Below are 15803 nucleotides of genomic sequence, written 5' to 3'. Positions count from 1 at the left end.
CCGATATTGATAACAAGATTTTAAAGGCTTAGGTAATTTAATGTTCAGCCATTATTTTTGACCTAATTCTTAATAATACCCTAGTATGAAAATAGTAATATCACCTGCAAAATCTTTGGATTTTGAAAGTAAGTTGCCTACCAAGGAATTTTCCCAACCCTATTTTTTAAAGGAGGCGGAACAGTTGAACAAGGTTTTGGCCAAGAAAAAACCGAAGGCCTTATCCGAATTAATGGGTATTTCGGCCAATCTTGCAGAACTGAATTGGGAAAGGAACCAGGAATTTTCGGTCCCCTTTACCAAAGACAATGCAAGACCGGCAATTTATGCTTTTAGTGGAGATGTTTACCAAGGTCTTGACGCCTATACCCTAGAAAAGGATAAATTGGAAAGTCTTCAACAGAAGCTTAGAATATTGTCCGGTTTATACGGTGTTTTAAAACCTTTGGATCTAATGCAGCCCTATCGCTTGGAAATGGGAACACAATTAAAGATAGGACGCAAAAAGAATCTATACGAGTTTTGGAAAAAACGGATTACAGATCATCTAAATTCGGAATTGCAGGACAAGGAGCTTTTCATTAACCTAGCCAGTAATGAATATTTTAGCGCGGTAGACGAAAAAGATCTTAAAGTGCCGGTAATTACCCCAATTTTTAAGGATTGGAAGAATGACAATTTAAAAATAATAAGTTTTTTCGCCAAAAAAGCTAGGGGGAACATGGTGCGCTATATTCTGGATACGGACGCCAAAACTATTGAGGACGTCAAGGGGTTTGATAGGGATGGTTATCTGTTTAGTAAGGAGCACACCTTAAAGGAAAATCAGCCAGTGTTTATCCGATAGAATAATTCCAAAAAAAAAGCGTTATTTTCAAATAAGTCCTACTACTTAATTGAGATTAATATGAAACGATTCGCTTTTTTGTTTTTGATTGTTACTTTATTTATTGGTTGTTCCGATAGGGATGACGACCTGGAAGGAGCAAACATCAGGATTAAAAACGAAAGCAGTCTTACTTTTGATACCGTGCAGGTGGGTAGTGAAGAAACCGTTCATGAGAATATAGGACCCGATGGATATTCGGGGTATCTGGAATACGAAACTGCCTATTCCTATGCTTACATAAACATAGAGGTAGGTGGGGAGAATTACGTTTTTCAGCCTATAGATTTTGTTGGTGAAACACCATTGGAAAATGGATTTTACACCTATGGGCTAAGTATCTCCGAGGAAGGTGATGTTATATTGAATTTTGTTGTGGATTAAACTTTAATCAAAAAAATTGTCCTTTATTTTTTCTTGCTGGGACTGATCTTCTCTTCTATATTGGGTCTTTTCTTAATTTTTCGTTTACGCCTTGTGCCGTAAGTACCGTTAATAATTTTTCCCCTTTTCGATTTTTTGTCTCCTTTTCCCATATGTTTCTAATTTTAAGCTTGCTTAAAGTTAAACTATAAAAACAATATTGTCAAGTTTCCTGTGGAACTACTTTTTTTCCTATAGTTCCAATTTGTAACAAATTTTCCAAAAGATATACTTTTAACATATTGGCGACCTAGCCCTAAAATACTATGTTTGTAGAAATGTAGTATAAGGGTGAACCAAGCAAATCTAAAACACTAAAAAGGTGAAAATAAAGAAGGTATTAGTAGCAAATAGGGGAGAAATAGCCATACGTATCTTTAGGGCATGTGTAGAGATAGGAATTAAAACAGTGGGGGTGTATACTTATGAAGACCGCTATTCACTGCACCGTTACAAGGCCGATGAAAGTTATCAGATAGGGGAGGACAATGAGCCCTTAAAACCCTATTTGGACATGGATGCCCTAATCAAGGTTGCCAAGGACAATAATGTGGATGCCATCCATCCAGGATATGGCTTCTTGTCCGAAAATGCCAAATTCGCCCAAAAATGTGAGGATAACGGAATTATTTTCGTTGGCCCGAAGGTAGCGGTCCTCAAAGCTTTGGGGGATAAGATTACTGCCAAGGAGGTTGCTGTAGCCAATAATATACCGATCATACGAAGTAGTGATAAGGACTTGACCGATATAGATATCGCCCTGACCGAAGCTAAAGAGATAGGTTATCCCTTAATGTTAAAGGCTGCTTCAGGTGGTGGCGGACGTGGAATGAGGGTGATCCGTACCGAGGATGAACTTAAAAAAGGATTCCCAGAGGCAAGAAGGGAATCTCTCAACGCCTTTGGTGATGATACGGTTTTCCTGGAAAAATTTGTAGAAAATCCCAAGCATATAGAAATTCAGATCGTAGCGGATACCCATGGAAATATTGTGCACTTATTTGAGCGCGATTGTTCGGTTCAACGCCGCTACCAGAAGGTTATCGAGTTTGCCCCATCCATTGGACTGCCACAGAAAACTAAGGATAACTTATACAAGTACGCTATCGACATTTGCCGTGCCGTTAACTATAACAATATTGGAACGGTCGAATTTTTGGTAGATGATGATGGTAGCATCTATTTCATAGAAGTAAATCCAAGGATACAGGTAGAGCACACGGTGACCGAAATGATCACCAATATAGACCTGGTCAAAGCCCAACTATTTATAGCTGGAGGGTATAAACTTTCCGATACACAAATTAAAATTCAGGATCAGGCCTCTGTAGTAGTTACTGGTTATGCATTGCAATGTAGGATAACCACGGAGGATCCAGGCAACGATTTCAAACCTGATTATGGGGTGGTTACCACTTATAGGAGTGCCTCTGGATTGGGGATTAGGCTGGATGCAGGTAGTATATATCAAGGTGTGGCCATTTCGCCATTTTTCGATTCTATGTTGGTCAAGGTATCCGCTATCAGTAGAACTTTGGACGGATCTTGCAGAAAAATGCGCAGGGCTTTGGCGGAGTTCCGTATCCGGGGTGTTAAGACCAATATGGCCTTTTTGGACAACATCCTGAAGCATCCTACTTTCAGGGAAGGCAAGGTTACCGTTAATTTTATTAAGAACGAACCAGAACTGTTCAAGTTTGTGGAGCCAAGGAACCGTGCTAATAAATTGGTCGAGTTTTTGGGAGAAACTATTGTGAACGGAAATCCCGATGTAAAGAAGTTGGATAAGGATCATATTTTTTCCAAACCAAAAGTCCCTTCATTTGCGAAGTTTGAAGGCTACCCCAAAGGCACCAAGGACCTGCTGACAGAATTGGGTCCGGATCAGTTTGCTCAGTGGTTGAAGAATGAAAAAAAGGTCCATTTTACAGATACCACAATGCGCGACGCCCATCAGAGTTTGTTGGCTACACGTATGCGAACAGTGGATATGTTGAAAGTGGCCGAGGGTTATGCCAAGAACCATCCAGAAATTTTTAGTATGGAAGTTTGGGGAGGGGCCACCTTTGATGTCTGCCTTCGATTTTTACAGGAAAATCCATGGGAGCGTTTGGAACTATTGCGCAAAGCGATGCCAAATGTTCTATTGCAGATGTTGTTAAGGGGGTCCAACGGTGTTGGTTATACTGCTTATCCCGATAATTTGATTGAGCGGTTTGTAGAGGAGTCCTTTAAGTCCGGAGTAGATGTCTTTCGAATATTCGATTCCCTGAACTGGATGAAATCCTTAGCTCCTTGTATTGAATATGTCCGTACCAAAACAGCTGGTCTGGCCGAAGGCTCCATTTGTTATACCGGGGATATTTTGGATCCCTCAAAAACCAAGTACGACCTAAAATATTATGTGCAGTTGGCCAAGGATATAGAAAATGCAGGCGCCCATATTTTAGGGGTTAAGGATATGGCCGGTTTGTTAAAACCCTATGCTGCCTACGAATTGATTTCCGCTTTAAAATCGGAAATAAATATCCCAATTCATTTGCATACCCACGATACATCTTCTACGCAATCGGCTATGTATCTAAAGGCTATTGAGGCCGGCGTGGACGTCGTGGATGTTGCCTTGGGAGGATTGTCAGGGCTTACTTCCCAACCTAATTTTAATTCGGTGGTGGAGATGTTGCGTTTTAATGAGCGGGAGAATAGTTTGAATTCCGATAAATTGGCCGAGTATTCCAATTATTGGGAAACGGTCCGTAATTACTATTATACCTTTGAGTCCGGATTAAAGTCTGGTACGGGAGAGGTGTATAAACATGAAATACCGGGCGGGCAGTATTCTAATTTAAAAGGGCAGGCCATAGCCCTTGGATTGGAGGATAAATTTCCCGAGGTTACCAAAATGTACGGTGAAGTAAATAAACTGTTCGGCGATATTGTAAAAGTAACCCCTAGTTCCAAAGTAGTAGGGGATATGGCGCAATATATGATCAGTAACGGACTTACGGCAGAGGATGTTCTTGAAAGAGGTGACAGCATTTCATTTCCCCAATCGGTAATAGGATTCTTTAAAGGGGATTTGGGACAACCTGTTGGTGGCTTCCCCGCTAAGCTACAGCAAATTGTTCTGAAGGGAGATAAACCGTTTACGGATAGACCCAATGCCCATTTGGAACCTATAGATTTTGATAAGGAATTTAATGCCTTCAAAAGAAAATTTAGTTCGGGAATGGGGCGCGAGCTACTTATTACCGATTTTCTTTCCTATAAACTATATCCAAAGGTTTTTACGGATGCCTATAACCACCATGTCAAGTATGGCAATGTAGTGAATATACCGACCAAGAATTTCTTTTATGGAATGGAAATAGGGGAAGAGATTATTGTAGAGTTGGACAGGGGTAAAAATATACTTGTTTCCCTTATGCTAAAAGGGGAGCCGGATGAGGCTGGTAACGTTAGCATATACTTTAAGGTAAACGGACAATTGCGAAATGTAATCATTAAGGACAATTCTGTTAAGGTAGATAAGGTTGAAAATGTTAAAGCCGATACTTCCAACCCCAATGAGATAGGTGCTCCTTTGCAGGGCTTGTTGTCCAGTGTTTTGGTGAAGAAGAACCAAGAAGTGAAAAAGAACCAGCCCTTATTTGTTATTGAAGCAATGAAAATGGAAACAACGGTTACTGCTACGGAAGAGGGTATTGTTGATCGGGTACAATTAAATGGCGGTTCCTTGGTAAATTCCGAGGATTTGGTGCTGGTATTAAAATAAATAGCAGGTCATTTTAAACATTACAGTTGCAGGGATAAACCCAATTTTTGGGAGTTCCCTGCAACTTTTTTAGTTTGTCCGTTTACCTTTGTAAGTCCAAGTCCATTATTCATACAATTTTCCAATATGTTTCTTCATTCCCATCCGTTCGAGCCCTTTTTATTCGAGGACGCCACAAAGTTGATTGTAGGAACCCTGCCACCTCCCAGATTTACTATGGGTGATTTAAAGGAAGGGGATGTTAATTTTTGCTATGGTAGCCGGGATGGCCAATTGTGGCCAATTTTAGATCGAATTTTTGGATTGAATTTGGATTTTGAAACTACGGAACAGGCCATACAGCAGCGAATGGATTTTCTAAAGGAGCGAAAAATAGGTATATGTGATATAGTGCAGAGTGCAGAACGTTCCAAAATAGATGCTTCGGACCTAGGGATGGAAAATATTGTATTGAGGGATATGTTCGGTTATCTGAAAGCCTATTCCAAGGTGGACACTTTGCTGTTCACAGGGGGCAATAGTAAAAATGGTCCAGAGTATTTTTTTAGAAAATATCTTAAGGAACATGGAGCTGCCCTGGAATTGGTTTCCAATGAGGTTCCACGGGTTCATCAATTCGAATTACAAAGTTCCGAAAAGGAGCATAAATTATTCTCCAACGAGCTGCCTTTGCCAGGAAACAGGAGGTTCATAAAAACTGTATCCCTGACCGCGCCATCCGGAGCAGCCAATAGGGCTGTTGGGAGTTTGGAGGCCTATAAAAACATGAAAAGAAAAAACCCTGAAATCAATACGATCGATTTCAGGGTTATGCAGTATAAAGAATTCTTTTAGCATTATCCCACCCATGTTCATCTAGTGGAACGGCTTATTATTTTTAATGCTTATTCTGTTGCTCTTTTATAGTATCCTTTTCAATATCGAAGGTGTTTGTATCCACCTTGGTATTCCCTGTAGGATTGGTGGGATTGGATTGTTCCACTTTTCTTTTAAACTTTCTCTTATCATTCATAATTCCCATTCTTATTAAGTTTTAAGGTTCATTTCCAACTTAATAAAATGTTCCGGGAATTTCCGTTAAGAGACTTGTAAACCTTTGTTAGGGAATGTTAAGGCGGCCATCCTTTTACATAGTATGTCATTCCTGCGCAGGCAGGAATCCATAAATGTTTAGTGTTTATTTTTTAATTACCTTGATGACCAGTAACCTGATCAACAAAACAAAAGGAAAGCCATGTAGTACTACATCAAACCAATCCATGGGTTTCATTCCGTTAGCACCGCCCATTATCCATTTTAGTTTCCCTAGAATATGTGGTTCCGGAAAATAAGGCGCTAGACCTAGGGTCAGGCACAAAAGCAATACTATTTTCCAATTATTGATTATCTCCATTGCCTTGTTCTATTTTCGAATTCCCTTCACAAAATCCCCAATTTTATCTACACCATTTTGTGTCAGAAATTTAATAAAGGCCGAGCCTATAATGGCTCCCTTTGCCTGTTTGGTAGCTTGCCGGAAGGTTTCAGAATTGCTTATTCCAAACCCTACTACCTGTGGGTTTTTTAATTTCATACCGGCGATTCGTTTAAAGTACGATTCCTGGCTATTGCCGAAACCATCTTGGGAACCCGTTACGCTTGCGGAACTTACCATATAAATAAATCCGTCTGAAGCAGCATCGATTTGTTGGATACGGGCATCACTTGTTTGTGGGGTAATCAAGAAAATATTGACAAGGCCATATTTCTTAAAAATAGCTTCATACTCTTTCTGGTAAACGTCTAATGGCAAATCGGGTAAAATAAGTCCGTCTATTCCAGTTTCCTGACATTTTTTGCAAAATTCGGCTACCCCATATTGCAGAACGGGGTTGAAATAACCCATAAGGATCAAGGGCATGGAAACAGTTTTTCTAATATCCTTTAACTGCTGAAATAATATTTCGGTAGTCATCCCATTCTTCAGGGCGTGGGTAGAGCTTGCCTGTATGGTGGGGCCATCTGCCAACGGATCACTAAAAGGCAATCCGATCTCGATCATATCCACGCCGTTTTTTTCGAGGTCTTGGATAATTTTTGCCGTATCGTTTAAAGAAGGGTAACCAGCGGTAAAATATATGGATAATAATTTTTGGTCCTCTTGTAATTTTTGATGAATTCTGTTCATTCCAGTTATATTTTTTTCATTCCCATTTTGCGGGAATGCCAAAGAAGTTTACAGTTTAAAATATTTTATATACGTATCCAAATCCTTATCCCCACGGCCCGATAGGTTAAAGACTACTACATCGTCTGGTCGGAATTTTCTGGTTTCCAAAATGGCAAACGCATGTGAGGATTCAATGGCGGGAATAATCCCTTCCAATTTGGACAATACCATCCCGGCATGCATAGCTTCGTCGTCCGTTACGGCAATAAACTCGGCCCTGCCCGTTTTGTACAGATGCGCATGCATGGGACCGACCCCAGGATAATCCAGTCCTGCAGAAATGGAATAGGGCTCTGTAATCTGTCCATCGGCAGTTTGCATCAATAAGGTTTTGCAGCCGTGTATAATCCCCATTTTTCCAAGAACAGAGGTTGCGGCACTTTCACCGCTGTCCACGCCATGTCCGGCAGCTTCCACAGCTATAATGCCCACTTCCTTTTCGTGTAGAAAATGATAGAAGGTGCCAGCAGCATTACTACCGCCACCTATACAAGCAACTACATAATCAGGATTTTCCCTGCCTTCTTTTTCCTTCAATTGCCATTTTATCTCTTCGGAAATAATGGACTGAAATCTGGTCACCATATCCGGGTAGGGATGTGGCCCTATGGCAGATCCAATAATATAATGGGTATCCACGGGGTTATTGATCCAGTCCCTAATGGCCTCATTGGTAGCATCCTTTAGGGTCCTGCTACCGGATAATGCAGGTCTTACCTCTGCTCCCAGCATTTTCATACGGGCAACATTGGGTGCTTGCCTGGCAATATCTATTTCACCCATATAAACGATGCACTCCATGCCCATAAGGGCACATACCGTAGCAGTGGCCACGCCGTGCTGACCGGCACCAGTTTCGGCAATGACCCTAGTCTTGCCCAAGCGCTTGGCCATTAATATCTGACCAATGGTGTTATTTACCTTATGTGCACCGGTATGATTAAGGTCTTCCCGCTTCAAATATACCTTGGTGTTATACTTTTCGGATAAACGTTTGGCAAAATACAGGGGAGAAGGCCTGCCTACGTAATCTTTCAATAATTGATCGAATTCCTTTTTAAAGGAAGGTTCCGCCATTATTTCCAGATACTGCTGTCTAAGGTTTTCAACATTAGGGTAGAGCATTTCGGGAATATAAGCTCCGCCGAATTCTCCATAATATCCTTTTTCGTCTACGTTGTAATTCATTGTTCTTTATTTAGATATCAGTGTTGGGATATTAATGTTTTATAGTCTACCGCCAACTGTCACTGCCTACTATAACATACCGCCCCAATATTCACTACTCACTTTTCACTACTTCTTTTTTAAACTTTTTCAATTGCTCAACATCCTTTAAACCCGGTTCCGTTTCAAATTTACTATTGACATCAATGGCGTAACAATATTTGGATTCCGGTCTTTGTTGAAATTCCTTTATTTTTTTGATTTCATCCAAACCTATTCCCCCACTTAAAAAATAAGGCTTGGTGGATGGATAGTTTTTTAGGACTTCCCAACAAAAGGTGAATCCATTGCCTCCGGGTAATTTTCCTTTGGTATCAAAAAGATAAAAATCGCATACAGCTTCATAGGGAGTCAAAATACTAAAATCAAAATCATCTTTTATAGAGAATACTTTGATGATTTCTAAGTTGGTCACCCCTAAAGCTTTAGAACTGTCGTTTGTTGATTTTTTCAGGGTGCCACAGTATTCCGGGCTTTCATTGCCGTGCAATTGCACTGCCTTCAGACCATGGGTGAAGATCTGTTCCATAATTTCTTCCAAGGAAGCATCTACAAAGACACCTACTTTTTTAATGGAAGTTGGTAATTCGGGCATAGTTCCCTTAAAAAATCTTTTGGAGGGTTCCCAAAATATAAAGCCAAGATAATCTGGATTAAGGGTGGCCACCTCCAAGGTATTCATTTTCATTCCACACACTTTCAGTTTCATGGCTATTTTGTTCTTTAGTTAATCGATTTAATAAACTGAAGGGCACTCTCTCCAGGATTGTCCGTTTTCATAAAATTTTCACCAATTAAAAATCCTTTATATCCAAAGGGTCTTAATTCTTGAATGGCTGCGGTGGAGCTTATTCCGCTTTCGGAAACCTTCACAAAATCGTCAGGAATTAATTTCGATAGCGTTTTGCTAGTATCCAGACTTACTTCGAAAGTCTTTAAATTGCGATTGTTAACGCCCAGCATATCCAAGCTGGGCATAATGGATTTCTGTAATTCCCGTTCGTCATGGACTTCCAACAATACATCCAAATGCAATTTTTTGGCAAATTCTGAAAACGCTTTTATCTCATCTCGGGTCAAAATGGCAGCAATCAATAATATAACGTCCGCACCAAATGCCTTTGCCTCCAATAATTGATACTCGTCAATGATAAATTCCTTGCGGAGCAAGGGCATTTGTACCGATGCCCTGGCCAACAATAGATCGTCTAGGGAACCTCCAAAATATTTTCCGTCGGTTAAAACGGACATGCCACAGGCTCCTGCTTTTTCGTAACCCACAGCTACATCTGCAACGCTGTTGTTTTGATTGATGACAGATTTGGACGGAGACCTGCGTTTGTGTTCTGCGATAATCCCACTTTGACTGTTTTTTAAGGCATTTGCCAAGGAAACCGTGGGCCTGTGAAACAATACGGAGGCTTCCAACTGGGAAACCGGGATAATCGATTTTTTTAAATCGACTTCCTTTCTCTTATCCAAAACTATTTTGTCCAGTATATTCATCGCAACTATTAAGCTGGCTTACTCCAAGCCATTTTATTATTAATTTATTTACTTAACGCCTGTAATTTTTTAAGTGCTGCCAATCCACGCCCGCTTAGCAACGATTCCTTGGCTTCTTCAAAACCTTCCATGGGGCTAAGTCCCTTTACGGTGGCTATTGCGATACCTGCATTGGCACAGACCACATTGTTCTGGGGTGTGCTTCCCTTTCCCTGTAAAACATTAAGGAAAACCTGTGCAGATTCTTCAATACTATCTCCACCAACGATGTCCGATGCGGAGATTGTTTCAACTCCAAAATCTGAAGGTTTTAACATTCCCTCTGAACGATTGGTGATGGTTTTTGTATTTCCTGTCAACGATATTTCATCGTAACCGTCCAGGGCGTGCAATACCGTAAAATTCTTATCGGTCTTTTGGTATAGGTAGCCATACATTCTTGCCAATTCCAAATTAAATACCCCAACCATTTGGTTCTTTGGGAAGGCCGGATTTACCATTGGGCCCAACATATTAAAGAAAGTCTTTACCCCCAATTCCCTACGTATAGGGGCCACATTTTTCATAGCCGGGTGAAATAAGGGGGCGTGCAATACACAGATACCTGCCTCGTCGATACATTTTTCAAGAAATTCGGCATCATTACTAAATTTAATTCCCAAAAATTCCATGACATTACTGCTGCCACATTTGGACGAAACTCCGTAGTTACCATGTTTGGTTACCTTAACATCGGCCCCCGCCGTTACAAAGCTTGCCAATGTAGAAATATTGAAGGTGTCCTTGCCGTCACCACCAGTGCCGCACAGGTCAATGGGGTTGTACTGGGATAGATCCACCGCCAAACATAGCTCTAACAAGGCATCTCTAAAACCTTCCAACTCCTCTATGGTGACACTGCGCATCATATAAACAGTTAAAAAGGCGGCAATCTGACTGGTATTGTAATCGCCTTTGGCAATATTGACCAATACCTGTTTGGCATCCTCTTTTGGAAGTACATCGTGATTGATCAGTTTGTTTAGAATATCTTTCATAAGTCTCTCTCCATCCCTCTCTTTAGGAAAAGGTTTGTTTTGGTTAAAATTTAATTTTTGTACAAATTCTCAAATTCGTTTTATTAGGCTCTATCCTTTGCTAGGAGCAGGGGTGGTTACCCAATTTTCCAATATTTTCTTGCCATGTGGAGTCAACACCGATTCTGGGTGAAACTGTACCGCACTTACATCATATACTTTGTGGCGCAAGGACATTACTTGTCCATTTTCGTCATACGAGGTGGCTTCCAAAATTTCTGGAAGTACTGGATCAACTACCCAAGAGTGATATCGGCCCACCTCAATTTCTTTTGGCAATCCTTCAAAAAGGATATCGTCTTTCACAACATCAATTTTGGTAGCTATACCGTGGTAGACCTGGTCAATATTTACCAAAGAACCTCCAAAAACTTCGGCTATGGCCTGCTGTCCCAAACATACCCCAAATATACTTTTTGAAGGTGCGTACATCTCAATGATCTCTTTCAACAAACCTGCCTCATCGGGTATACCTGGTCCAGGGGAAAGAACGATCTTATCAAAGGCCTCGATTTCCTCGAGATGTATTTGGTCATTTCTCTTAACGGTTACGGTGCAATCCAGATCCTCCAGATAGTGGACCAGGTTATACGTAAAACTATCGTAATTGTCTATAACCAATACGGAGGTTCCCTGGGGGATGGTATTCGCTGTATTATCTGTCTTTTCTTTCATACTGTTGTTGTCCTCTTTGGAACATCTTATATTGTTCTTGCCGTATCCCTTGCCAATTAAGTTCAAGGCAAAATTGATTGGAGTTAATTTTATATGGTTTCCGCTATTTCAAGTGCTTTGGTCAAAGCCCCCAGTTTGTTGTAAGTTTCCTGAAGTTCATTTTCAGGATTGGAAGCGGCTACCAAACCTGCACCGGCCTGGTAATGCAATTGATGGTTCTTACTTAAAAAGGTCCGGATCATTATGGCATGGTTAAAATTCCCGTGGAAGTCCATAAAGCCTATGGCTCCCCCGTAATAGCCCCTAGTGGTTTTTTCATATCTTTCAATGAGTTGCATGGCCATATGTTTGGGGGCACCGCTTAAGGTACCGGCAGGAAAGGTATCCGCAACCACTTTCATGGTAGGGATGTCTTTTTTCTTTTGTCCGGTTACCTTGGAAACCAAATGGATTACATGGGAAAAGAATTGTACTTCCCTATAGTTCTCCACTTTTACCATAGTGCCGTTTCGGCTTAGATCGTTTCTGGCAAGATCTACCAACATAACATGCTCGCTATTCTCTTTGTCGTCTATTTTTAATTTCTTGGCCAATTCTGCATCCTGTTCATCGTTCCCCGTTCTTTTAAACGTTCCTGCAATAGGATGAATTTCTGCCTTGCCCTCTTTTACTATCAATTGAGCTTCAGGAGAACTGCCAAAAATTTTGAAATCCCCATAATCAAAATAAAATAAATAGGGAGAAGGATTTATGGATCTTAGGGCCCTGTAAACGTTGAATTCGTCCCCCTTAAATTCTTGAGAGAACCTTCTGGACAAAACCAACTGAAAAACATCGCCTCTGTTACAATGTTTTTTGGCCAGTTCTACCTGCTCTTTATATTCCTCGTCCTTTAAGTTGGAGACTGGATTTCCTTCTTTGGAAAAATTGTAGGAGGCAAAGTTTTTGGCGTTGAGAATCTGTTCTATTTCCCCAATGTTATTTTCCGTTTCATAACAGTGCGCAAAAATATAGGCTTCGTTTTTGAAATGGTTTATGGCCACTATATTTTGATAAATGGCGTAATAGATATCCGGAATGGAGATACTATTGCTTTTTTTGGAGATGTCTATGTCTTCAAAATACCGCACTGCATCATAGGCCATATACCCGAACAAACCATTGTTTATAAACTTAAAGTTGTTGTTCTGGGATTCAAATTTTTGACTAAAATCATGCAAAATATTGGGGATGTCCGTTTGTTCATCAATGCTGATTTCCACAATGGAACCGTCCGGGAATTGCTTTGTAACGACCTCGTTTTCTACTTTTATGGAAGCTATGGGATTACAGCATATATAGGAGAAACTGTTGTCGTTGGCATGGTAGTCACTACTTTCCAGCAATATACTGTTGGGAAAACGATCTCTAATTTTTAAATAAACACTTACAGGGGTAATAGTGTCCGCAAGTATTTTTTTATGATGTGATACTAACTGGTATTTCATGATTGTTCTTTTAATTGCTACTCTGTGCCAATAGGTTTTTGATTTGTATGATAAACGAAAAAAAGGCTTGTCGTGATGACAAGCCTTTTATATAGTTATACTACAATGATGCTTTGCTCACGATGTTTTTCGTAAGTTGCTCCACCACCAAGTATTTGATACCATGTTTCTCATTGCAGGCCAAATATAAGAAGGAATTTCAAATTTACAAACCTGTGTTACGTAAAAAATAAAAAACCCCACAATTGTGAGGTTTTAAACATCGATATTTGTGATGGTTTAGAATACCAGATCCACTACTAAATCAAATTCGTCATAAATGGTTTTATCCCCTAAATTGTCGAAAAAACTACCTGATCCATATCTAACATCATATAAGGAACGGTCTACCTTCATTGTAGCAGTAGCCTTGTTTCCATAGATAGAGATGTCAAAAGTTACCGGATTCGTTTTTCCTTTAACGGTAAGATCTCCAGTTACTTCGTATGAATTTTTCCCTGTGGATTTTACTTGGGTAAAAACCAATTTGGAAGTGGGATGTGCCTCAACTCCAAAGAAATCATCGGATTTTAAATGGCCTTCCAACTTGCCTTTGTATTCACCTTCCAAGTCGTTGGAAACCAAGGTAGGCATATCTACTACAAATTCTCCACCGGTTAATTTATCCCCGTCAAAAATTAAGGAGCCTGATTCAATAGCTATGGTTCCGTGATGGGAACCGGTAACTTTATAACCCTTCCAGGTTACTGTGCTTTCAGAGGTTTTAACCTGTTTAATTTCGTTGTCCACCGGTGTGGATGCCATTGCGGTTAAACCTGTAAATACTGCCAATACTAAACTTAATGCATTTTTTTTCATAATTTCAATTTTAAGATAATGTTTGTTAATGTTCCTATTTATATATGTGTAATTAAATTCTCTTTGTTTTTACGCACTTTTTTATAATGTTGTGTTTTATCCTCTTTGGACCGGTAACCTACGGCAACCAGAACAGCTGCGTTAAGCCCTTTTTCGGTTAGTCCAAGTATTTCGTTAAATTGAGCGCTGTCAAAACCTTCCATAGGGCAGGTATCTATTTTTAGATCTGCAGCGGCGGACAATAGATTGCCGAGGGCAATATAGGTTTGTCTGGCCGTCCATGTTGCTTTGGCCGATTCGGATAACGGCATTAATTTGGACTTCATGAAATCTGCATACCCTTGTAGGTCATTTTCCGGGATTCCGCGGGTTTCACTTACATTATTTAGGTAATCATCTACCAATTCTTCCCCAAATGTAGATTGATTGGCCAATACAATTAAGTGGGAGGCTTCCGTTATTTGAGACTGACCCCAAGCCGCTGGCTGTAATTTAGCTCGCACTTCGGAATCTTTTACCACCAATATTTCATAAGGCTGCAAGCCATAAGAGGATGCACTTAAGGAAGTGGCTTCCAATAAATTTTCCAAATCCTTTTCGGACACTTTTTTGGTGGTGTCAAATTTTTTGGTGGCGTAACGCCAATTTAAATTTTCTATATAAGTATTCATGTTTTGAAATTAAGAATTATTTATTGTTGTTTTTTTTGTTTAAAATTTATCCAATAGGTTATTCAAAGCTGCCAAATCATCTCCAGTAAAATTTTCCAATAATTTTTCCTCGGCTATTTTTATGGCCTTATCCATTTTTTGCAATGCACTTTCGCCATTAGGAGTAATGTTTATTTCTACTTTCCTTCGGTTACTGGGGCATACCATGCGATCTACATAACCCTTTAGGATCAACTTGTCTACCAACCTTGTAGTGTTGCTCATCTTGGTGACCATTCTTTCATTCAATGTAGAAAGATTCGCGGGTTTTCCTTTTTGACCCCTTAAAATTCTCAGCACATTGAATTGCTGTAGTGATACCCCCTGTGGTTTTAATGCTGCAGTCATCATCTCATTAATCTTTGTCTCAACAAGGCTTATATGAATAATGGTCCTACTTGTTATAGGTATTTGTTTATCGGTTTTAATAATTTTCTCTACATTCATGTCGTTACAACAATTGTATATACAAATGTATGCATTTAATTCATTGTTCCAACATTGTGGATGATAAAAATTTGTTAAATAGTCTTGTGCCTAAACCAATAGCGAAAATTGATTTGGTATGTTCCTGTTATAACCTTCCTTATATTTCTGTACTAAATGTTGAAGGAATTTTTTTAAAAACATTATTTTTGAGGTTTAAAGAATTGAACAAATGGCAGATTTATCACAAGAGGAGTGGAGTGAACAATTTGAAAGCGACGAGAATGCATTCTTGTTGGATGTTAGGACTCCGGAAGAGGTTGCGGAAGGTTATATCCCCAACGCGACCAATATCGACATTTACTTAGGGCAAGAATTTGTTGACGAACTGGAAAAGTTGGATAAAACAAAAAACTATTATGTCTATTGTAGGTCTGGCCAACGCAGTGGTCAAGCTTGCGCCATTATGAACAAGTTGGGCTTTGAAAACGCCTACAACCTAGTAGGGGGGTTTATGAACTGGGAGGGTGAAGTAGCGGAATAAT

The 15803-nt window shown here is 39.9% G+C and carries 18 protein-coding genes; 5 read left to right on the top strand and 13 right to left on the bottom strand.

Going from position 1 to position 15803, the window contains the following annotated elements; all coding sequences use genetic code 11:
* Positions 1-85 precede the first annotated feature (85 nt).
* Both yaaA and MWU84_RS15185 read left to right on the top strand, forming a co-directional pair.
* Complete coding sequence (yaaA, locus tag MWU84_RS15190) at positions 86-847, top strand: peroxide stress protein YaaA (RefSeq protein ID WP_246902930.1); 762 nt, start codon at positions 86-88, stop codon at positions 845-847.
* A gap of 60 nt (positions 848-907) precedes the next feature.
* Positions 908-1270, top strand: coding sequence for a hypothetical protein (locus MWU84_RS15185; protein WP_246902928.1), 363 nt, complete (start codon positions 908-910; stop codon positions 1268-1270).
* 23 nt (positions 1271-1293) lie between these two features.
* On the opposite strand, the gene MWU84_RS15180 is transcribed toward MWU84_RS15185, so the two are convergent.
* A complete protein-coding gene (locus tag MWU84_RS15180) occupies positions 1294-1422 on the bottom strand; it encodes a 30S ribosomal protein THX (protein WP_246902919.1) in 129 nt (42 codons plus the stop codon).
* Positions 1423-1631: 209 nt separating this feature from the next.
* Between MWU84_RS15180 and MWU84_RS15175 the strand changes: the two genes are divergently transcribed.
* Together MWU84_RS15175 and MWU84_RS15170 are read left to right on the top strand one after the other, a co-directional pair.
* Positions 1632-5084, top strand: a complete 3453-nt coding sequence (locus tag MWU84_RS15175) for a pyruvate carboxylase (RefSeq protein WP_246902915.1) — start codon at positions 1632-1634, stop codon at positions 5082-5084.
* Positions 5085-5210: 126 nt separating this feature from the next.
* Entirely contained in the window at positions 5211-5918 is a 708-nt protein-coding gene (locus tag MWU84_RS15170) for a uracil-DNA glycosylase family protein (protein ID WP_246902906.1), read from the top strand.
* Between the two features lie 43 nt (positions 5919-5961).
* Here MWU84_RS15170 and MWU84_RS15165 read toward each other — a convergent pair whose 3' ends face one another.
* The 12 genes from MWU84_RS15165 to MWU84_RS15110 form a co-directional block, all read right to left on the bottom strand.
* Positions 5962-6105, bottom strand: coding sequence for a hypothetical protein (locus tag MWU84_RS15165; RefSeq protein ID WP_246902904.1), 144 nt, complete (start codon positions 6103-6105; stop codon positions 5962-5964).
* 156 nt (positions 6106-6261) lie between these two features.
* A complete protein-coding gene (locus MWU84_RS15160; RefSeq protein ID WP_246902901.1) occupies positions 6262-6477 on the bottom strand; it encodes a hypothetical protein in 216 nt (71 codons plus the stop codon).
* Between the two features lie 9 nt (positions 6478-6486).
* A complete protein-coding gene (gene trpA / locus MWU84_RS15155) occupies positions 6487-7251 on the bottom strand; it encodes a tryptophan synthase subunit alpha (RefSeq protein ID WP_246902898.1) in 765 nt (254 codons plus the stop codon).
* 48 nt (positions 7252-7299) lie between these two features.
* Complete coding sequence (trpB, locus tag MWU84_RS15150) at positions 7300-8481, bottom strand: tryptophan synthase subunit beta (RefSeq protein ID WP_246902888.1); 1182 nt, start codon at positions 8479-8481, stop codon at positions 7300-7302.
* A gap of 94 nt (positions 8482-8575) precedes the next feature.
* Positions 8576-9229, bottom strand: a complete 654-nt coding sequence (locus MWU84_RS15145; protein WP_246902885.1) for a phosphoribosylanthranilate isomerase — start codon at positions 9227-9229, stop codon at positions 8576-8578.
* 14 nt (positions 9230-9243) lie between these two features.
* Entirely contained in the window at positions 9244-10026 is a 783-nt protein-coding gene (trpC, locus tag MWU84_RS15140; RefSeq protein WP_246902883.1) for an indole-3-glycerol phosphate synthase TrpC, read from the bottom strand.
* Between the two features lie 44 nt (positions 10027-10070).
* A complete protein-coding gene (trpD, locus tag MWU84_RS15135; RefSeq protein WP_246902881.1) occupies positions 10071-11063 on the bottom strand; it encodes an anthranilate phosphoribosyltransferase in 993 nt (330 codons plus the stop codon).
* A 90-nt stretch (positions 11064-11153) separates the two neighbouring features.
* Positions 11154-11777, bottom strand: a complete 624-nt coding sequence (locus MWU84_RS15130; protein ID WP_246903125.1) for an aminodeoxychorismate/anthranilate synthase component II — start codon at positions 11775-11777, stop codon at positions 11154-11156.
* Positions 11778-11866: 89 nt separating this feature from the next.
* Positions 11867-13264 carry an anthranilate synthase component I family protein gene (locus MWU84_RS15125; protein WP_246902879.1) on the bottom strand — a complete coding sequence of 466 codons (1398 nt, stop codon included), beginning with the start codon at positions 13262-13264 and terminating at the stop codon, positions 11867-11869.
* 279 nt (positions 13265-13543) lie between these two features.
* On the bottom strand, positions 13544-14122 hold the full coding sequence (locus MWU84_RS15120) for a YceI family protein (RefSeq protein WP_246902877.1): 579 nt from the start codon (positions 14120-14122) through the stop codon (positions 13544-13546).
* A 38-nt stretch (positions 14123-14160) separates the two neighbouring features.
* Positions 14161-14793: an NAD(P)H-dependent oxidoreductase gene (locus tag MWU84_RS15115; RefSeq protein ID WP_246902874.1), complete on the bottom strand. Its 633-nt coding sequence runs from the start codon at positions 14791-14793 to the stop codon at positions 14161-14163.
* A 39-nt stretch (positions 14794-14832) separates the two neighbouring features.
* A complete protein-coding gene (locus tag MWU84_RS15110; RefSeq protein ID WP_246902868.1) occupies positions 14833-15279 on the bottom strand; it encodes a MarR family transcriptional regulator in 447 nt (148 codons plus the stop codon).
* A 211-nt stretch (positions 15280-15490) separates the two neighbouring features.
* Between MWU84_RS15110 and MWU84_RS15105 the strand changes: the two genes are divergently transcribed.
* Complete coding sequence (locus MWU84_RS15105; RefSeq protein WP_246902866.1) at positions 15491-15802, top strand: rhodanese-like domain-containing protein; 312 nt, start codon at positions 15491-15493, stop codon at positions 15800-15802.
* The last annotated feature ends 1 nt before the right edge of the window (position 15803 follow it).

The sequence above is a fragment of the Arenibacter sp. F20364 genome (genome assembly GCF_023015905.1).
Classification (GTDB): Bacteria; Bacteroidota; Bacteroidia; order Flavobacteriales; family Flavobacteriaceae; genus Arenibacter.
Note: the sequence above shows the minus strand (reverse complement) of the source record. Positions and strands in the feature narration are given on the sequence as shown.